17 protein-coding genes are annotated in these 18,768 nt (G+C 59.6%); 4 read left to right on the top strand and 13 right to left on the bottom strand.

Annotated features, from left to right (window positions below; genetic code table 11):
- Positions 1-2 precede the first annotated feature (2 nt).
- Positions 3-419 carry a DUF2924 domain-containing protein gene (locus ASE85_RS09080; protein ID WP_056688577.1) on the bottom strand — a complete coding sequence of 139 codons (417 nt, stop codon included), beginning with the start codon at positions 417-419 and terminating at the stop codon, positions 3-5.
- Positions 420-437: 18 nt separating this feature from the next.
- The gene (locus tag ASE85_RS23865; protein ID WP_056686926.1) at positions 438-947 is read right to left on the bottom strand and encodes a DUF3489 domain-containing protein; all 510 of its coding nucleotides are present in this window, start codon (positions 945-947) and stop codon (positions 438-440) included.
- Positions 948-1,442: 495 nt separating this feature from the next.
- On the opposite strand from ASE85_RS23865, the gene ASE85_RS09070 reads away from it, so the two are divergent.
- Positions 1,443-1,775, top strand: a complete 333-nt coding sequence (locus ASE85_RS09070) for a TrbC/VirB2 family protein (RefSeq protein ID WP_082462738.1) — start codon at positions 1,443-1,445, stop codon at positions 1,773-1,775.
- 3 nt (positions 1,776-1,778) lie between these two features.
- On the opposite strand, the gene virB11 is transcribed toward ASE85_RS09070, so the two are convergent.
- The 9 genes from virB11 to ASE85_RS09025 form a co-directional block, all read right to left on the bottom strand.
- On the bottom strand, positions 1,779-2,783 hold the full coding sequence (gene virB11 / locus ASE85_RS09065; RefSeq protein WP_082462737.1) for a P-type DNA transfer ATPase VirB11: 1,005 nt from the start codon (positions 2,781-2,783) through the stop codon (positions 1,779-1,781).
- Positions 2,780-3,859 carry a TrbI/VirB10 family protein gene (locus ASE85_RS23860; RefSeq protein WP_235523447.1) on the bottom strand — a complete coding sequence of 360 codons (1,080 nt, stop codon included), beginning with the start codon at positions 3,857-3,859 and terminating at the stop codon, positions 2,780-2,782. Before ASE85_RS23860 ends, virB11 begins: the two co-directional genes overlap by 4 nt.
- A complete protein-coding gene (locus ASE85_RS09055; RefSeq protein WP_056686920.1) occupies positions 3,856-4,482 on the bottom strand; it encodes a TrbG/VirB9 family P-type conjugative transfer protein in 627 nt (208 codons plus the stop codon). The genes ASE85_RS23860 and ASE85_RS09055 overlap by 4 nt, the downstream gene beginning before the upstream one ends.
- 62 nt (positions 4,483-4,544) lie before the next feature.
- Positions 4,545-5,330, bottom strand: coding sequence for a virB8 family protein (locus ASE85_RS09050; protein ID WP_056686915.1), 786 nt, complete (start codon positions 5,328-5,330; stop codon positions 4,545-4,547).
- A complete protein-coding gene (locus ASE85_RS09045; RefSeq protein ID WP_056686913.1) occupies positions 5,327-6,562 on the bottom strand; it encodes a type IV secretion system protein in 1,236 nt (411 codons plus the stop codon). Before ASE85_RS09045 ends, ASE85_RS09050 begins: the two co-directional genes overlap by 4 nt.
- Positions 6,562-8,949: a VirB4 family type IV secretion/conjugal transfer ATPase gene (locus ASE85_RS09040; protein WP_156358268.1), complete on the bottom strand. Its 2,388-nt coding sequence runs from the start codon at positions 8,947-8,949 to the stop codon at positions 6,562-6,564. The genes ASE85_RS09045 and ASE85_RS09040 overlap by 1 nt, the downstream gene beginning before the upstream one ends.
- A complete protein-coding gene (locus ASE85_RS09035) occupies positions 8,922-9,206 on the bottom strand; it encodes a type IV secretion system protein VirB3 (RefSeq protein ID WP_056686908.1) in 285 nt (94 codons plus the stop codon). The genes ASE85_RS09040 and ASE85_RS09035 overlap by 28 nt, the downstream gene beginning before the upstream one ends.
- A 3-nt stretch (positions 9,207-9,209) precedes the next feature.
- A complete protein-coding gene (locus tag ASE85_RS09030) occupies positions 9,210-9,491 on the bottom strand; it encodes a TrbC/VirB2 family protein (RefSeq protein WP_056688564.1) in 282 nt (93 codons plus the stop codon).
- 123 nt (positions 9,492-9,614) lie between these two features.
- Positions 9,615-10,205 (bottom strand): hypothetical protein, encoded by a 591-nt coding sequence (locus ASE85_RS09025; protein WP_156358267.1) that lies wholly within the window; start codon positions 10,203-10,205, stop codon positions 9,615-9,617.
- Positions 10,206-10,463: 258 nt separating this feature from the next.
- On the opposite strand from ASE85_RS09025, the gene ASE85_RS09020 reads away from it, so the two are divergent.
- From ASE85_RS09020 to ASE85_RS09010, 3 genes are all read left to right on the top strand, one after another.
- Positions 10,464-10,985 carry a hypothetical protein gene (locus tag ASE85_RS09020; RefSeq protein WP_156358266.1) on the top strand — a complete coding sequence of 174 codons (522 nt, stop codon included), beginning with the start codon at positions 10,464-10,466 and terminating at the stop codon, positions 10,983-10,985.
- Entirely contained in the window at positions 10,982-15,226 is a 4,245-nt protein-coding gene (locus tag ASE85_RS09015) for an RHS repeat domain-containing protein (protein WP_056686900.1), read from the top strand. The genes ASE85_RS09020 and ASE85_RS09015 overlap by 4 nt, the downstream gene beginning before the upstream one ends.
- Before the next feature lie 552 nt (positions 15,227-15,778).
- The gene (locus ASE85_RS09010; RefSeq protein WP_056688561.1) at positions 15,779-16,489 is read left to right on the top strand and encodes an IS6 family transposase; all 711 of its coding nucleotides are present in this window, start codon (positions 15,779-15,781) and stop codon (positions 16,487-16,489) included.
- On the opposite strand, the gene cas9 is transcribed toward ASE85_RS09010, so the two are convergent.
- The gene (gene cas9, locus ASE85_RS09005; RefSeq protein WP_056686898.1) at positions 16,486-17,817 is read right to left on the bottom strand and encodes a type II CRISPR RNA-guided endonuclease Cas9; all 1,332 of its coding nucleotides are present in this window, start codon (positions 17,815-17,817) and stop codon (positions 16,486-16,488) included. The genes ASE85_RS09010 and cas9 overlap by 4 nt on opposite strands.
- Before the next feature lie 275 nt (positions 17,818-18,092).
- Positions 18,093-18,584, bottom strand: coding sequence for a type ISP restriction/modification enzyme (locus ASE85_RS09000; RefSeq protein ID WP_056686896.1), 492 nt, complete (start codon positions 18,582-18,584; stop codon positions 18,093-18,095).
- Positions 18,585-18,768 lie beyond the last annotated feature (184 nt).

The raw sequence follows: 18,768 nt of genomic DNA, 5'->3' as shown, positions 1-18,768 counted from the left end.
TTTCATGCCGCCAGCCTTTTCTTGAGCCCGAAGAAGGCCGGGCCCGACCAGCGCGTGCCGGTGATGGCGCGGGCGACCTCTGACAGGGAGCGCCATTCCCGCTGGTTCCAGCGAATGATCTTATCTTCGCCCACCGTCACGATATGGGCGACGCCATTCCATTCCCGCACCAGCCGCATGCCTGGCAGGGCGAGGGTCGTGCTGGTCTTGGCCGCCATGCGCTGGGTCAGCATCTGACTTGTCGCGCGGCTGTGGCCTCCCAGCGCCCTTGCCTGGATTTCCCAGGCAAGGGCGAGGCGGAGCATGGCAGGACTGATCCGTGGCATCGGCCCCAGCGCCATGGCGGTCCATCGATCGCGAAGCAGGCGGGAGGAGAGCGTCTCCAGCTCCGCCAGTTCCGTATCGATCCTTTCGTTCATCGCGCTCGCGCTCATGGATCAAGCGCCGGTGATCAGGCGATAGACGTTCAGGTCGCCGCGGCGGCCGCGCTCTATGGCGTGCCCCTTCTTGCGCAGACCCGTCAGTGCTGCCCGCATCGTATGGGGCAGCCAGCCGGTAGCATCGATCAGCTCGGCGGGCGCCGCGCCGTCCTCCCGGCCAAGCAGGGTCAGCACCATCTCGCTTTTCGAACCGGTGCGTGGAACGGATGGCGCGGGTATCGCGACCTGGTCGTCGCTCTCCCCATGTCCATCGATCAGACCGCGACCCTTGTCCGTCAACACCAGGCCGCACTGGCTATTGCCCTGCTGCATCCACGCCTTCGCGGTATCACTGACTTGGACGCGCTCAACCAGCCTGCGCTTCAACAGCGCGCTGATCGCGGCGGTGATGTCCTCGCCCTTGCTGGCGATGCTGGCTTTCAGGGGGTACAGATGCCCGTCCTCCCGCGCACATGCGGTCGAGAGAAGAATGAGCTGCAGGTCGGTAAGTTGGGGCTTGCGGGGCATGGATCGTCTCCTTGGCAAGGAGCGGCACTGCGCCGCTCCCACCACCCAGAGCCCCGGCCAGCAGCGTGGCGGGGCAGCGCGCCGGTTCCATCCGCAGCGCGATTGCGTGCAACCGCTGTCGCTCTGGTGCGGGGCGAAGTCGAGCTCTTTGTCGGGGTGGACAAAGATAAGTGTCGTGACAGCATGCAATGGCGTGATCGACGCTCACCCCCGATAAAGGCCTCATACAGAAAATTATCAGCGGTATCGCTCGCGCTATCGAGAACGCGGCCAATGCCGTTGGGGAGTATCGGCAGCCTTCTGTTCGGGCGGCTTGTCTTCGAACGGATAGTTCACGTTACCCCCAGCGATCAGACATCAGCGACCGTCATCTGCGGGCAGATCTGGACATTGATGACCTGTCGCGACATATGGTGGAGGTGTGAATTTGCCATATGTTGGGTTGTGTCCTAACCGTTGGGTGCAGCCGCACGGCGCCATGACATAGGCGGACATATGCCATCAAACGGCCTGGTTACGGCAGTGCAGTGGATCGAGCGCATGATGCTCGGTTCGCTAGCGACTATCGCGGCCACGCTGGCTGTCGCCATTGTCGGCTTCATGCTGCTTGAAGGGCGGATGGATTGGCGACGCGGCGCGCGGACGATTGTCGGTTGCTTCCTGATCTTCGGCGCGCCAGTGATCACATCGGGACTGCCTGTGTCGGTGAATGCGAGCGCGCCAGCCATGTCCCGTCAGACCGCAGAGACAGAAGTTGCGCCTCCGCCGCCTCGCGCGCCAGAGCAATATGATCCCTATGCCGGTGCGGCGCTACCGCCCGGTTGGTAGCGCCTACAGCGCGTCCTTGTCGGCGATCGTGCGGATGAACCTTTTGCCGCCGCGCCGTTCCAACTGGACGAACAGATCCACTGTGCCCCGAATGTAATGGGCGATGTCGTCCCGCGTAAGCCGAGTGCCCGACTGTAGAATGATCAGCGCCAGTTGCTCGATCGCCTTGACCGGACTGTCGGCATGGATGGTGGTCATGGAACCAGGATGTCCGGTGTTGATAGCACGCAGGAAGGTGTAGGCCTCATTGCCCCTAAGCTCGCCCAGGATGATACGATCGGGCCGCATACGCAGCGACGCCTGGAGCAGATCGTCAGCGTTGACCTTAGCTTCTCCCAGCTCTCCTTTAACCGCTACCAGCCCGACTGCGTTGGGATGATCCACCTGTAATTCCGGCGTGTCCTCAATCAGGATCAGTCGCTCTTCGCGGGGTATCTCGCGTATCAGAGCATTGAGGAAGGTGGTCTTGCCCGTAGACGTGCCGCCTGAGATAAGGATGGTCTTCCGCTGCCGCACGGCGTCCGCCAACATCGATACCCGATCGTCACGACCGATAGTTGGCAGCTCCGCCGTTTCAGGCTCCGGTTCGTCGAACGCACCGCTCCTGGCATAATCCTCCAGCGTGAGGCTGGCCGACACATGGCGACGAATCGCCATGGCGAGCGGCCCGCGCGTCGCTGGCGGCGCAACGATCTGGACCCGCGATCCGTCAGGCAGCCGCGCAGACAGCAAGGGATGCTCCCGATTGATGCCCTGATGCGACAGGCTGGCGATCTGTCGTGCAAGCCGCCAGAGTCCAGCTTCGGTCAACGCAGGGACTTCCTCCCGTTCAATGCCGCCCCCCAGTCGCTCGATCCAGATTTCTCCGGGATGGTTGATATAGATGTCGGTCACATCCGGCTGGACAAGGATGCCGGATATGGGGGCAAGATAGGCGTCCAGGAACGGGAAGTCCGACAGCGGTACATTCGGTGCACTGCCTTCACCGGATGAAGCGGCATCGCTCATCGGCGCAACCCGGTTCCGCTGAAGTCCAGATCCCTGGCGACGAACACCGAAATCTCCGCGCCCGAAGCCACCTTGATGGTGGGCGCCAGATCGACGTTGGGCAGCAGGTTCTGACCCGTAGCGCCAATCTGCCCAGGCAGGCCGACGATCACCGAGTTGCTCCTTGGACGCGAGGCGATATTGACCCCAATGGTCAGCGCCGATTGCAGCACCGCATTGCCGAACCGCTCGATGAAGTGATTGTTGACCTTGCCGCGAATGCCAGCGCCGCCCAGCACGTCAGCCGCCGGCGAGCCGATGCGGATCGCGACACCATCGGGTCGGATCAGTCGGGTCCAGGTGACGAGAACGCGCCGTTGCCCCGCCTTGGCGTCGCCCGCTGCTTCGCCAATCAGGCGACTGCCGCGCGGAATGAGGACTCGCGTGCCATCGAAGCCACGCGCGTCTCGCGAAACAACGGCGCGGACAAGTCCGGGCCGGCGACTATCAATTGGTGTCTCCAGCACTGCATTGATCATCGACCCTTGCGGCACGAGATTGGCGCGATTGCGAATGACGCTGGCGCGCACGGCTTGATCGTCGCCTGCCGCTCCTGCGGCAGACGCAGCGTTGCCAAGGCCATCCCCAGAGGCAAGATCGATGATCAGCGGAGAATCATTCCCTTCACGCTTTGGGCGCGGCACAGCCTGCTCAGCCGCCAACTGCGGCGGCATGGGCTGCGAATAGGTGGGTGACGATGGCGCAGATGGCTGCCGATCGACAGGCTGCTGCATGGGCGGAGCAGCGCCCGTCATGGGTTCTGCAACGGGGGCATCGGCTATGATCGAGACTGGCGGCGCCAGCGGCAGCGCAAGGGGCTGAGGCGAGGCCAGCACGGCCTCGACGGTCACGGGCCGGCGATTGGCTTCGTCACTCTTGCGCCTATTGCCATCCAGAATGAGAAAGAGGCATAGACCCAGAACAGCACATATGCCGGCGATCGCTATGCCTGACAGCCCGGCCGACGGCTTGCGCACGATCGGCCCGACATCACGCTCGTCCAGTTCGCTCCTCGGATCGACATCCTGTTCGCTCATGGTTGAGCCTTGCCGATCTGGCGCTGAGCCACCGCCTTGCGCTTGCCCGAGCGGAACACAAAACGCGGCGCGATCGAATCCACAACGAAGGCGCCGTCCCGCATCGCACCATTGATGAGGGTCTCATCGCCCTGGTCATCGACCGCATAGACGGCAGGAATGGCGACCTCGGCTGGCCAGCGGATCATGGTCGCCAGGCCATCATCGGACATTTCGGTCGGGATAAGCTCTTTTGCGCCTTTGACGCGATAGGTGGCGTGGCTTTCGCTGACGATCGTCGGCTGCGCCATATCGATGCCGGCATAGCGGAAACGCACGATATAGGGGCTGATGCCGATGGCTGACCCTGGGGCGAGCAGGAAGCTGTATCGCCGTGCATCGGTCAGCACGATGAGATTGGTATCGACCGCGCCCTCTGTGGGCTTGATGAACAGATGGTCCGCCCGCTTGTTGGGTGTGACCTGCCAGCCTGCACTTTCACCAATGGCGACATTCTCGATCCGCTCGTCTGCGGCAAACTCGATGCTGAGTGCAAAACCCATCTGGAGCGGAAGCCGCACGACCTGATCGGCGTCATAATCGACCGTCTGGATACGGGGGTCGCCGGGGGAAGGCTGGGGCAATACCTCGCCCCATGCAGATGGTGCGCAGGAAAAAAGTAACAAGACCGATGCGAACGCGCGGATCATGGCTGCTGTGCCCTGGACACCGGAGCCGTACTTCCGTCAGGCATGGCCACCTGTTGCGCCGGAATGACCTGCACCGGCGCCTCGATCATGGCCTCCTGATCGCGACGATAGCGCAGCACCTGGAACCCCAGAGGATTGATGAGGCGATCCTCCATCGACATGGCCGCATCGATGAAGCGATAGCGGACGATCGCTACCCAGGCCTGACGCGGACCTTGCGTCTGCCCCTGGTCCTTGCGCTCGGTTTCAAACCGCACCTGCGCCGTACCGGGGCCAAGCGGCGACACGCTCTTGATATCGACGGCCACCACGCTGGTACGCGGATAGCGCTGGAACGGGCTTGCCGGATTGGAGGCAGGTATCATCGCCATATAGTCGCTACGCGCACGCTCGGCCGACCACAGGCCGACCTTGCGATAGTCCGCCTGGATGCTGCTGATATCGAAGCCTTCGCGCGCAATGACATATTGGGCGAGGAGGGACTTGAGCAAAGCCTCGTCGGGCGCGAGTGACTGCCGGCCATCGCCCTTGAGCAATTGCACATAGCCGGTCGTCCGGTCGACCAGCAGCGTGTAGGGCACCACGGTCTTGAGCGGCATCATCAGCGCGATCGCCACGATCGCGATGGCAGCGACGCCGCAGGCTATTCCGGCTACGAGCCAGGCGATGCGACGCGACTGACGCAGCCGCTCCTGACCATCTTCCGCCCAGCTGGTCGCCCGCGCATAATAGGCCTCGCGGTCGGTCTTCGTCTCGGTAGAGGTTTTGTTCTTATCGGTCATGTCCGGCCATTCCGCTGGCTTATGCTTTTGGTTTTACGCTGGTTGCCCGTGCGCCTGTAGGTCTGGCCATAGGGCGTCGCCCGGACCTCACCATCGGCGCGATCAGGCAGGTTCATGCGCCGGTCGCCTGGCGCGTCTTGCCCCGCCAGCGCAGGACGCATGCGCCATTGATCGCTCACATTGATGGCATCCGACATCATCGCGGCGCGGGAGCGGCCCGCTTCGGCAGCGCGAGCATCGGTGGGCTGAATGCTCGCCCTGTTCGCTTCCGGCGGCAGGGTCGAAGAACGCCAGCGTCCCGACAGGCGCGAGCCCAGAATCCGGCCCTGTTCAAGAAAACGAAAACCCGCGCCAATCTTCATCGAGACGGCCAGAGCAACCAGGGAAGCCAGGCCAAAGATGATGATGGTCGCAAGGATTTCGCCCGGAGCGAGCACGGGGAGCGTGCCGGCCTGCATGGCGCCGATCAATGTGGCGAGTTGCGGTTCGATGATCGACAACTCGATGCCAAGCAGCAGACCGGCAGCCACGCTGGCTATGGCCGCACCTAGCAGCGCGCGAACCCACCCCTCGAACAGCCCGCGCGTCGTATCGAAGAGCAGGCAGGCGAAGAAGAGCGGACCAAGCGCCAGCAGCAGTCCGGTGATGAGCCGCACGGACAGCAATATGGCAAGACCCGATATCAGTAGCAGGATACCAGCGCCTGCGAGAAGCGGATTACCGGCAAGCGAGAATGCCATGGGTGGTGGCGAGGCCGGGGCTGTAGCGCCCGTCTCAGGCGCTGGTGGCGCTATCGGCGCAGCGACCGCAGCAGGACGGGTCAGTTCCGCAATCGTCTGATAGCTGCCCTGGAGACGGGCGGGGAAACTGCGACCTGATCCACCACCAGCACCTGGCAATAGCGCGACGATCTCCTGCGGCGCTTCGACTGCCAGATTATAGACCACCGATCGATAGGCCGACCATTGGGTGGCAAAGGCGAGCACAAGGCCGATCTTGGCGGCGAGCAGGATTCCGTCTCGGATTTGCAGCTGATCGCCGAGCAGCAGACGATAGCCCTGAAAGGCAATGAGGATGGTGAGCAGGCTGCCCAATGCCATGATGATCGGCGAATTGCTTGCGGACAAGGCCGCATAGCCAGCTTCGCCCAACAGTCCGGCCTGACAATCGACATAGCGGGTCAGCGCCATCGCATAGCCCTGGGTCGCATCAAAGGGTGCGCAGCCTTCCATCAGGCGACCTTGAGCAGTTGCGGCAGCCAGGCCTGGGGATCATCCCCATATTGGGCGCGTATCTCGTCCAGCAGGCGGACGGTGCGTTCCCGGCCCGAGAGAATGGTCAGTATCTCGCTTTCGCCGCTCAGGTCGAGGCGGGCGACCACGCTGTCATTGCCATGCTTGATGAGGAAGCAATGGGCATTGTCGGCAAGGCTGCGTACCAGATCATATTCATGCGCGGTCAGACCGAAGCCATCGCAATAATCTTCCCGCCGTGCCTTGGCATTGGCCATGAAGATTTGCGTGGCAGCCTGTTCGACGATCGCACTGGCGATCTTGCTGGACAGGGCATCCTCGGCGCTTTGCGTGGCAAAGCCGACAATGCCATTGCGTTTGCGGATCGTCTTCTCCCAATCCTTGATCTTGTGGACGAAGATATCGTCGTCCAGTGCCTTCCAGCCCTCGTCGATGACGATGATCGCCGGCGTTCCGTCAAGCCGCTCTTCCACACGATGGAAGAGATACATCATGGCCGGCGTGCGCAGGATGGGCGTGTCCAGGATGCGGGTCATGTCGAACCCGACCGTCATGGCCGCAATGTCGGTGCGATCCTCTGCATGATCGAACAGCCAGGCATGTTCGCCTTCGCCCCACCAGGGACGCAGACGTGACCAGAGATCATTGGGATGCGGTCTTTCGCTGCCCCGGAACAGCTGCGCGACATGGCGCAGGCGACGGTGCGAGCGCGGCACCGCGAAACTGGCGTCGATGGCTTCCTGAATATGAAGCAGTTCCTGCGGTGTCAGCGCCTCGCCGGGGCGGCCGACCAGTTGCGCAAGCCAATCGGCGAGGAAGCGGCGGTTCTCGGCCGTATCGTCAATCTGGAGCGGATTGAGCGCAGCGGACATGCCCGGCCGCAAAATGTCGTATATCCCGCCGATCGCACGGATGAAGAGTTCCGCACCCCGATCCTTGTCGAAAAAGATGATGCGTGGCGTGAATTTACGCGCCTGGGCGAGGAGGAAATTGAGCACCACGGTCTTGCCCGATCCAGAAGGGCCGATGACGGTGAAATTGCCAAGATCGCCCTGGTGGAAATTGAAATGATAGGGACCGGCCGCCGTCGATTCCAGGACGCTGACGGCATCGCCCCAATGATTGCCGCTGGCCCTGCCGCTGGGGAAATTATGATAGCTGGCCATGCTCGCAAAGTTACGGGAGGAGATCAGCGCGCGTCGCGCGATATAGGGAAAGTTGCCGGGGAACTGCGCCCAGTAGGCGGCCTCGAGGCCAATCTCCTCGCGCACGGCGATCAGGCCAAGGTCGGTCAATGCCGACTGCACTTCGGCGACCTGGGCATCGACCAGGGCCACGTCCGCGCCACGTACCGCGATGGTGAGATGATGCTCGCCAAAAGCCGCGCGACCGGCGGCCAGATCGTCCTTGGCGCTGCCCAGTTCTCCGCGCAGGCTGAGCGCCTCGTCATCGGAGGCCCGCATGCGGCGCAAGGCCAGGTTCATGCGGCCAAGCCCTGCCTGCCGATCGACAAAGGCAAAGCTCTGGCTCACGACCATTTCCACCGGCAGGCGGAGCAGGTCATCAAGCATGCCCGGCGTGGTCTGTCCCGGATAATCCTTGATCGAGAGGATCGCCTGAAACTCGCGGGGCAGGGTGCCAGCGCTTGCCAGTTCGACCATATCCTGCCCGAAGCTGATACGGCGATAGGGTAGATACTCGCCGATATCGCCTTCTGGCAGGCGGACGGGCCGAGCCTCGCCATTAAGCAGCATCGAGAGAAATTCGAGCGGTTCCGAACAGAGGCCCAGGTCGGTGTCATAGCTGCTGAGGATACGCGGCTTGTAATGGGCCAGCGCGGCAACAAGCTGTTCGGTCGCGGCGGCCAGTTCGCGTTGGTCAGCCACGCGATCCGCCTGGGCGCTACTCGCTCCCGTTAGTTTGCGGGACAGGCGATCGGCAATGCCGCCGCGTCCTTGCAGCGGACGCCGCACGATGGTGACGAAGAGATCATTCACATAGAGGCGGCGCGACCCGAGGCGCGCGCGCCATGCCTCATCCAAACGGGCACTGAAGCTGTCGGGATAGCTGGCGTCGAGTTCGGTATCGACACGGCGACGGATGATATGATGATAGACGGCGAAGCGTGATGACCCGACCGCCTGGAGCATCGTGTCGCGCAACCCCTTGCGATAGTTGAGTTCGTCGGTGTCGGCCGTCTCGAACAGGAAGCCGCCCAGATGGATGACCTGCATCAACAGGCCATCGCGGGTCAGCAGCGTCTGGTCATCGATCTGCGAGGCGTAAGGAAGGCGGCTGCCGACCGATCGTTCGCGTCTGGCCGCTTTCTCGGTCACGCTCAGGGATGATAGGAATTGCAATGCCATCGCCGATAGTTGGGGATGCGGGGACAGCGGGCGGCTTTTACCAGCCATAGCTCGAAGACGCGTGGCTCACGCAGGCAGGCCAGATAGCCCACTGCATGGATCACTACCGCCGCGAGCAATACCCATGGGGACTTGAGGATTAGAAACAGTTCGGTCGTGAGGATCGCGTTGATGACGAAGAAGCTGTAGGTCACGCCCGCAAACATTTGCGGGCGCGCCAGCGCAACGAACAGCGTGTCACGATCAAGCACGCTCACGGATCAGTAACCGGCAGAGGCAGTGGACTGGATGCCACCCACGATGCTGGCAGCGCCAAACAGGATGAAGCAGCCCAAGATTACCACTCCGCCATAGCGCCAGTTCATGCGGCCGGTCAGCATCATGAAGCCAACCGCTGCTACAGCGATAACGGCGGCAACGGTCGCAACCGTACCCAGAAGCGTGCCCTGAAGCCATTGCAATGCACCAACGATCGGTCCCGAGCCAGCCGGGTCGCCATAGCCGGATTGTGCATGAGACGCAGTCGAAATGGCCGACATCATCAGCACCAGCGCGCGCTTGTATGAGCCCAGCCGGTCAATAAGGCGAAACATCGACACATTCCAATTTACAAAATATTCCAGCAGGCAGGGCTGTCATAATAGAACTGGCTCTGGTGCTATGGATTAGATGACATAGCCAAGGGTCGAGACGAGCGTGTAGCCGTTATTATTGCCCTCGTCATAGCTGACCGTGACCAGGTGATCTGCCGTGCTGGCCTTGTAGAAGCGATAGAGCGCGCGCCGGCCTGTGCCGGCCGTCGTATAGGCATATCCCATCAACCCTTGCACGGTCTGGCCCTCGCAATTGCTGGCCGTAGTGATAAAATAGGCCGCATTGGCGCTGGCGTAGCAGCGATACAGGCCTACCAGTCCCGAACCGCTGCTGGGATAAAGAGAGAAGGCCAATTGCTCGGGATCGAACCCCAGCTCGCTGCCTTCCATATAGTCGGTCGTGTAGAAGCGATTGGGATTCTTGAAAAATCGAAAAATCGGGATTTTCGTGCCGTCTGCCTTGGCGACGCCCACATAGTTGCGATTGTCGGCGGCATCATAGCGATAGAGCGACGTCGCCGTGGCCGTTGGCCCCCGGTCGGCCACGACACCCACCAGCCGTCCCAATGCATCGTAAGAATAGCTGAGGGTTTCTGCCGAACTTGACGTTGCCGCGATCGGCGCAAGAAAAACTGCTGCCAAAACGGCCGAGAATCTGTTCATCGGTCCCCCATTTCCCCACAAGCGCGTGCCCCGGCATCGCTCCATGGCGGGGATCATCGAAAGCCATCGCAGAGTCAAGCAGGCGTGCGAGAGTCGCCAAAATCTATGTGCGAAGCGAAATCAACAAGAGACACCGCTCGCACGACATACTCTTCGACGCAATCTATCTTTATGGATTGCATGAATAAATTCATCCTGCCATCGTGCGGTCTATCGAATTGGATGAAAATCGGATTCGAGTCTCACGGGGGTTAAGACATGCTCGAATTTTTGCTGTTGGCGGCGCAGGCGTCGCTGGCTTCTGCTGCGCCTGTTCAGTGTGAAATTCGAGAAAGTCGCGATGAGGTGGGGCTGTCACTCATTGGTAGCTGCGAGAAGAGCGCAGTGATGTTGGGCGTGGCGTCCACCTATGAGGCGCATCCCAACCCCAAGACTGGGGTTGTCGTGGCGATCGTGCAGCGCGCCGACGACACGCAGGTTTTGCTGGTCCGCCCGAATGCAGATGGCAATGCGGTCCTGGATATCATCACGCCGGATCTTGCCCGGCAAGCCGGACGCGCGCCCGGTGCCGGCTTGACCGATTTGACGATCGATATGTCGAGCTTTGCTGAAACCGGCGTCATCGCCGTGCAGGAGACTGGCACCGCCAAGCGGGGCGCAGTAACCCCCAAGGAATTTTCCCTGAATCAACTGCTGGCCGATGTGGCGCTTGAGCAAACCCTACCCAAGGAGGCGCCGCGCGTCGTTGCCGTCGGCACGCAGCAGGAGGGGGAACAATGATCGTCATGTCGAACCAGAAGCATGCCGTCCGGAAATGGCTTGGGCTGCTGGCCGCCATCGTCACTTTGGCAGCCGCGCCTGCTCTGGCTCAGGACGGTGCACCGCCGCCACCGACGCGGGCTGCAATCGATGCCCAATCCGTCAACCTCACAACTGGTGGTCTGGTAACGTCGGTTACCGACATTTCCATCGGTCCGGACGGCAATCACGGATTGAAATATGTTCGTCAGTGGGTTTCGTCGCAATGGCGCCAAGCCGTCGTTCCTGTCATCAGCGGCAGCGTCAATTCACCGACGATCACTTTTGAGGGGCGATCCTACAGCTTCACGCGCGCCAATGCGACGTCTCCCTTCGTGCCAGATGATCAGGATGGCTCCACGTTGACCGCAGATCGTGGAACGTTCACGTCTGGAGATGGCCTTACCATCGGCTTCACGACGGATGGCCTGGCGCTTTACGATTCGCTGTCTAATTTGGGCCGGGCCTGGGTGGTGACCTATCCTGATGGCACAATGCTGTGGTTCGACTATAAAGTCGGCAGCTACTCGCCATGCTCCGGATGTGCAGCAGTCACGATCTCGCGACTTGCGTCCGTCGCCAATTCGACCGGCTATCAGCTCAAACTGAGCTATGCGTCCAACACGATGACCGACGCTGCCAGCCGCCTTGCATGGGCAATGCCGACGCGAGTGACAGCCATCAACAATGCCGTGGAATATTGCAGCTGGTCTGCGGACAGTTGCACCCTTACGGGCGCATGGCCCTATGTCAGCTACGTAAACAGCGGGGGCTTCATTTCCACCGTCACTGATCCGGAAAGCCGCGTGACGACCTACGGTTACACCAACAGCAAGCTGTCGAGCATCAAGCTGCCCGGCGCGAGCGTCAACAATGTCGATGTGACCTATATTTCGTCCAGCTCGCCCAAAGTGTGGAAGGTTGCCAAGGCTGGCCAGACCTGGACCTACAGCTATGGCACCGGCACCACGACAGTGAATGATCCACTCAACAAAAATCGCTCGATCGCCTTCAACAGCACGTCCACGCTGCTGACGTCCAACACCGATGAAAATACCAACACGACCAGCTATCTTTATTGCCTCGCGGCAGATGCCAACTGTCCTACCGATCTGGTGAAGCAGGTGACGATGCCGGAAGGCAATAAGGTCGCTTACAAATATGACCTACGTGGCAATGTGACCGAAACAACGGTCACTCCCAAGACCGGCGCCGGCGGGTCGGCCTATGTCGCTTCGTCGGCGATCTATCCGAGCAGTTGTACCAACCAGAAGACGTGCAACAAGCCGACGAGCACGACCGATCAGACCCTCCAGGTCACTAATTATGTCTATGACGGTTCTTCCGGCATGGTCGCTAAGATGACTGCACCAGCGCCGACTTCCACTACGGCTCGGCCGGAGGTGCGCACCACGTTCGTCAATCTCCAAGCCTGGATCAAGAATGAGGCTGGTGCGACGGTGGTCACGGATGCCGTGACTCGTTTTCCTCTGGCCCTCTCGACCTGTTCATCGGGCAGCGCTACTGGCGTTCCAGCGACGACATGTATTGGCACCACCAAAGAGACAGTGACAGAATATACTTATTTTGGGGGACCCACACCAACCAACGTAATGCTGCAACAGGTCGAGACCCGCTCGGGCAATAGCGATCCGAACCAGACGCAGACGATCGCGCTGACCTATGACGATATCGGCAACCTCCAGAGCCGCAGCGATGGCGCGGGCAATGTCTATCAGTTCCGCTGGAACAAGGCGCGTCAGAACACCCTGGCCTGGACTCCTGATCCGGATGGCACCGGTTCGGCCAAGCCGCGCGCGAATTACACCATCTACGGCACGAACGGGTTGCCCAGCCAGTATAGCAAGTCCACCATCAATTATGACGGCACCGGCCTTGGCGGCATCCAGCATCAGATTCTCTATTATGACGATTATGCCCGGCTGACGCAGACCGTACTTTATCAAGGCACCCATTATTCGCGTACGCAGATCAGCTATGATCCGCTCGGCCGCCAGGATTGCGTGGCGTTACGGATGAATGTTGCGGCTTATGGCGCTTTGCCCGTATCGGCCTGCAACCATAGCGCGACCGGCAGCACAGGTCGCGACCGGATCACGAAATATGTCTATGACGACGCCAGTAATCTGGTCGAGACCATCAGCGGCTATGGCACATCGTCGCAGCGGGTCGATGCGCATTACGACCGCGATAATAATGATGCGGTGATCAAGGCGATCGACGGCAAGGGCAACGCGACTTCCTATCAATATGACGGGCATGGGCGTTTGCTACGGACCTGCTTCAACGCGGCGACCTGCACCAGCGCGGCGAGCGACAAGATCGCCAATGTCTATGGGACGAGCGGCAACCAGAAGGAGCGCCTCGTCAGCACCAGCGTGCGCGGTTCCTCGGAAACCAGCATCACCCAATATGTCTATGACGCGCTCGGCCGGGTGACCAATGTCGATTATCCCGGCACCGGCTATTATGATCAGGACGCCAGCTTCACCTATGACAATCTGGGCCGCATGACGCTGGCGCAGGATGCGCTGGGTCGCAAGGTCACCTACGCCTATGACGCGCTGGGCCGCGTGGTCAGCCAGGGCGATGAGACGAATGCGCTTGCCATGGCCTATGACGGCGCGGGTCGGCGCACGCGGCTGACCTGGAGCGACGATTTCTACGTCACCTATGACTATGATCCGACCGGCATGTTGAAGACGATCAAGGAAAATGGTTCGACTACGCTCGCGACCTTCGCCTACGATTCTCTGGGCCGCCGTGCTTCGCTGCTGCTGGGCAATGGCGCGAAGACGAGCTACGGCTATACCGGCCCCAACATGTCCGACTTCAATATCGACCTGGCTGGAACCAACACCACCAATGACCAGGCGATCGATCTTGCCTACAACCCGGCGGGGCAGATCATGTCGCGGGCGGGATCCAACAATCTCTATGCCTGGACCGCCCATGTCGACACCGGGCGATCCTATACCAGCAACGCGCTCAACCAATATACGCAGATCGGTTCGACCATCACCCCGACCTATGATGCGAAAGGGAATATGACGAGCGGATCGACCACTGGCACCGGCGTCACCTATGGCTATAATGTCAACAATATGCTGGTGAGTTCCAACAGTGGCGCGCAGGTCTATCCCGACCCGATCGGACGGATGAAGTTCATCGGCAACGGGACGATGTGGACGCGGATGTTCGACTATGACGGCGCGCAGATCGCGACCGAATGGAAGCCGGCGAACATGTCGATCCAGCATCGCTATGTCTATGGCCCCGGCAGCGACGAGGCGCTGGTGTGGTATGACTATAGCTCGGGCAGCCTGGTGAAGAAGTTTCTCACCGCCGACGAGCGCGGCTCGGTGGTGGCGGTGACGGACACTGCCGGCGCGGTGGTCAAGATCAACAGCTATGACGAATATGGCATCCCGGCGAGCGGCAATGTGGGCATGTTCCAATATACGGGGCAGGCCTGGCTGCCGGAACTGGGGATGTACAGCTACAAGGCGCGGATTTACTCGCCGCTGCTGGGGCGGTTCATGCAAACCGATCCCATCGGCTATGGCGATGGCATGAACTGGTATAATTATGTCGGTGGGGATCCGGTGAATATGGTGGATCCGACGGGGCTTGAAGGAGACACAATCGTCGTTGTGGGCCAGTGTCGGTTAGGCTCATACTTATCTCAAGGGAGCTGTGTCAGGAAGGTTCCGCAAGGAAATGGGCAATATACGCTCGGGCCAGATAAGGCGATATGTCCGCCGGGCTATGTCAGCTATGGATATTCTGCTTCATGCTGGCCGATAACGGGCGGTGAATCAACGAACACAGCGTCGCCGCAAAACGGAATGGGCGACAAGGCAGCGTCGACCATTTGTAGAATACTTGTCGATACCCTCGGCGACCCTCAGAAGTTAATCTCCGATGTGGCGCAAGAAGCCGGTGCCATAGCGGTCGGTGGCATCGTGGGCGCCGCTGGGGGTGAAATAGCTGTTCGATACAACCAGCGAGTCAATAAATTTCGAATGCCTGAGGGTAGCACCGGTCTTGGAAATCTTGAGCGCTCAATTCGGTGGGGCGGGAGGGCAAAGGCTGGCGTATTCACGGCAATTGCCGCGATAGGCTTGTCATATTATTATAGAAATGAAATCGAGGCTCTCGAAAATAAGGCGAAAAAATCCTGTCAAAATGCCTTGAAATAAATATGGTGATCAGATGATCTACAAAATTCTGAGATATGCCTCCCTTATGTCCGTGCTATTTTTTTCGACATATGGAGCAGGTTTAATGTTTTTCGGTGAAAATGGCGGCAATTTCGTTCTAAAAATATTGATCTATGCCATATTTTGCATAGTCCCATCGTTTATATTATTTGGAAATTCTGAGGGCGGAAAGCCGTGATCAAGGCCTAGGGTCAGGACTTCTGTGAAATTACGAAATTACAAATTACGGTGACAGTTACTAAATCCCTATCGAGCGATAGGATTAGGATTACGGGATTGATTACGGTGACAGTTTACGGATTACGGTGACACGGATTACGGTGACGGATTACGGTGACGGATTACGGTGACGGATTACGGTGACGGATTACGGTGGACGGATTGGATTAGGATTAGGATTACGGGAATTAGAATTACGGAATTACGGTGAATTACGAATTACGGTGACAGTTTACTAAATCCCCATTTGGCGACAGGGATATGTCATGGCTCGGCACTGTCAAAGCAAATGACGGCGCGATATCAGCGGGCATGACAAAGCCCGCTGGCAACCCGTTCCGCTATTTTAATTCGTCACCCGAGGTGATCCGCCTCGTCGTGATGATGTACGTCCGCTTCCCCTTGTCTCTGCGGAATGTCGAAGACCTGCTGTTCGAGCGCGGTATCGACATCTGCCATGAAACCGTCCGGCTATGGTGGAACAGATTTGGTCCGCTGTTTGCCGGCGACATTCGTAGGCAGCGGGTCAGCCGCATGAAGGGCTTGCGCCATTGGCGCTGGCACCTTGATGAGATGTACGTCAAGATCAACGGTGAGATGGTCTACCTCTGGCGTGCCGTTGATCATGAGGGCGAAATCCTCGAGAGCTACGTCACCAAAACCCGCGACAAGAAGGCTGCTTTGGTCTTCATGAAGAAGGCGCTCAAGCGGCACGGTTCGCCTGAAGCGATCACTACCGACGGGCTGAGATCCTACGGCGCGGCGATGAACGAGCTTGGCAATCGCGAGAAGCAGGCGGTTGGTCGCTGGGCAAACAACAGGGTGGAGAACAGCCACCTGCCCTTCCGACGACGAGAGCGCGCAATGCTCCGTTTCAGGCAGATGAAGGCACTACAAAAGTTCGCCTCCATCCATGCCAACCTGCACAACCACTTCTCACTGGAACGCCATCTCGTAGATCGCAAAACATTCAAGGAACGACGCTCTGCCGCTCTGGCAGAGTGGCGGCTAATCGCGAGCTAGGCCCCTGCCCTTCTAGCCTGAGATGCATTTGGTGGAGACGAGTTCGCATTAGACTGACAGCACCTGCGGACGGCCTTGGCGGAAATGTGCGCAGCGCCCTTGAACTTGGCGAAACCGCCTCGGTCAAGGGCTGCCATTATCGCATCGAGCACGGCGTTGTCGAGACCTAGGGCGCGCAATTGTGCGCCGATCCGATCATTAGTCTCAAAGAAGCTTAGTATGTGGGCGATTTGATCGAGTTGTTCGGGCTGCCTGTCCATTTCGACCCACAGAGAGTCGCCTAGCGCCTTACGCAGCGTTGCCGTGCCTGACATAGCTTCCCCCGTCTTGGAAGCGATGTCGCCGGACTCCTGATCCGGCTTGATGGTCGTGAACCGTTGCTCGACCGACAGGCCAATCAGATCACGGACCCGCTTAGCCGTTAGCTTCGCGGTCTTTCCCAAATCGGACGTGGCCCGCGCCAATTCGTCGGGGCTGAGTGGGCGCTCGCCATCCGGCGTCGTCACGCGCAGATTTATGAGGCGCGTCAGCAAGCGGAATTTTTCGAACGATGGCGCGAGTTTCGCCGCCCGCTTTTCTTCCTTTTCAAAGGGACAATGACCCACGAGTTTTTCGCTGTCCTGCATCGCCATTTGCCGGAACGCGATGGCGCGATAAGCCTCCTCCAGATCAATGCTAGCGCCAGGATTGCCGTGCCGCCGCTGTGCAGAAAACAAGACGCCGACCTCATGGATCAGATCGTCGCGGCTGGCGGTACGATCATAAATGCCGTCGCGGTTGCGCTTCCGTCCAACATAGTCGGGATCACGTGCGAACATATGGCCGACCGTCTGATAGCGGCCAAGCCGCTCTCTTGTCGCCTCCAGCGCCTTAAGCATTCTCTGGTCGTCGCCCGCCGTATTCGCTGACTTGCTTTTTGCTGCGGATTTAAACCCCCGCCGCTTGGCAATATGGCCCAAGGCCACAGCAAATTCATGGTTGGTCAGCAGCTTGTCCAGTCCCCTTGCTCGCAACTCCCAAGGGTCAAGCCCCTTGAGCTTGAGCGCATCGGCGGAATCTATCGAGAGCAACCCGGATTGCCGGAACAGGCTGCGCAATTCAGACATGCGGTTGCGGCGACGGCGGATCACTCGGCGGAGCAGGCGATTGCCGCGCCGTATCTGGTTCGTTGGCGTCCGTTCCTTGTCGGTTTCCGGCACATCGAAAATCCAGCTTCCAATGCCGTCGATTGTGCCTGCTTCTTCGATCGATGCTGGTTGGCGTATCACCGCCCAGCCACAAGAGCCGATGCCCAGGTCGATGCCAAAAGCCAAATCCTCGATAATCATGACGCCCCCCCTTGCGCGGGATAGAAACCGCTTGACCGCATCGCGTCAACCAGTTCATCTGATTGCGGCAAATCGGTAGGGAAGCCACGGTAACAGAGCTTCACTGTGAAGGATCATCCCTCCGGGGAAATTCCTTATTGAAGCACTGATACAGAGGTTTCTCTGTAACAAGACCTCTGTCGGGAAACCGGCGGGGGTTTTGGCTTTATATAATTACCGCGTCCGACCGACTGGACCTCCTGCGCTGTCTCTGCGCCAGCGCGAAGTACACAACTTTATGCCGGGATGCTTTGTCCGACCAATCCTGCAGACTGGATGTCGAGCGACGGAAGGCCCCGGACGATTTTCATCGTCTCCAAGCTCACCGTGATCATTCGCTGGAACAGTCGCATGGGGTAGGCCGGGTCGCCGACCGTTTCGATGGCATAGCGGTTAGCGTCGTTGTCGATGCCGCTGGCCTTGTCGGTCTTCACGCACTGACGCTCCATAACCCATTCAAGAGCGGGCTTGCCGTTCACCACATATTCGTATGCGGCGAGCGGTATACCGGTTATGGTGATATTGGCGTTGTAGACCAACGAGGTCTTGTCGAGCTTCGGTCGCTTGCCCGCAAACCTCATCTGCTCGACCCGGTAAAAACTCTTGGGATCGGGGGGTGGCACAAGCGATGTGTCGCCGCGAGCAAAGGTGACAGGGTAAAGTTCCACCTGTTCATAGTTGACATGCAAAGCCGCCAAAGCGCGCCCAGCTTTAGGCTGTAGTGACATTTTAGGGATTCCCGTGTTAGCAGATTTCTGATTCAACACTGGCTTTTGGAGGCTGGTGTGGAAGGCGAGGTTCTGCGGGACGATCAGTGGGAGCGGCTGCGCGAGTTTGTACCGGGCGGTCGCAAAGGCAAGCGTGGGCCGCGCAGCGATGGTCTAGTAGAATTTGTCGAAGACGTTGGTGACG

The sequence above is a fragment of the Sphingobium sp. Leaf26 genome (assembly GCF_001421665.1).
Taxonomy (GTDB): Bacteria; Pseudomonadota; Alphaproteobacteria; order Sphingomonadales; family Sphingomonadaceae; genus Sphingobium.
This window is presented reverse-complemented; position numbering and strand designations above follow the sequence as displayed.

Coding starts and splice junctions, on each gene's coding strand:
- ASE85_RS09080 (WP_056688577.1), bottom strand. CDS start 419: ATGAACGAAAGGATCGATACGGAACTGGCGGAGCTGGAGACGCTCTCC.
- ASE85_RS23865 (WP_056686926.1), bottom strand. CDS start 947: ATGCCCCGCAAGCCCCAACTTACCGACCTGCAGCTCATTCTTCTCTCG.
- ASE85_RS09070 (WP_082462738.1), top strand. CDS start 1,443: ATGCCATCAAACGGCCTGGTTACGGCAGTGCAGTGGATCGAGCGCATG.
- virB11 (WP_082462737.1), bottom strand. CDS start 2,783: ATGAGCGATGCCGCTTCATCCGGTGAAGGCAGTGCACCGAATGTACCG.
- ASE85_RS23860 (WP_235523447.1), bottom strand. CDS start 3,859: ATGAGCGAACAGGATGTCGATCCGAGGAGCGAACTGGACGAGCGTGAT.
- ASE85_RS09050 (WP_056686915.1), bottom strand. CDS start 5,330: ATGACCGATAAGAACAAAACCTCTACCGAGACGAAGACCGACCGCGAG.
- ASE85_RS09045 (WP_056686913.1), bottom strand. CDS start 6,562: ATGGAAGGCTGCGCACCCTTTGATGCGACCCAGGGCTATGCGATGGCG.
- ASE85_RS09040 (WP_156358268.1), bottom strand. CDS start 8,949: ATGGCATTGCAATTCCTATCATCCCTGAGCGTGACCGAGAAAGCGGCC.
- ASE85_RS09030 (WP_056688564.1), bottom strand. CDS start 9,491: ATGATGTCGGCCATTTCGACTGCGTCTCATGCACAATCCGGCTATGGC.
- ASE85_RS09025 (WP_156358267.1), bottom strand. CDS start 10,205: ATGAACAGATTCTCGGCCGTTTTGGCAGCAGTTTTTCTTGCGCCGATC.
- ASE85_RS09020 (WP_156358266.1), top strand. CDS start 10,464: ATGCTCGAATTTTTGCTGTTGGCGGCGCAGGCGTCGCTGGCTTCTGCT.
- ASE85_RS09015 (WP_056686900.1), top strand. CDS start 10,982: ATGATCGTCATGTCGAACCAGAAGCATGCCGTCCGGAAATGGCTTGGG.
- ASE85_RS09010 (WP_056688561.1), top strand. CDS start 15,779: ATGACAAAGCCCGCTGGCAACCCGTTCCGCTATTTTAATTCGTCACCC.
- cas9 (WP_056686898.1), bottom strand. CDS start 17,817: ATGATTATCGAGGATTTGGCTTTTGGCATCGACCTGGGCATCGGCTCT.
- ASE85_RS09000 (WP_056686896.1), bottom strand. CDS start 18,584: ATGTCACTACAGCCTAAAGCTGGGCGCGCTTTGGCGGCTTTGCATGTC.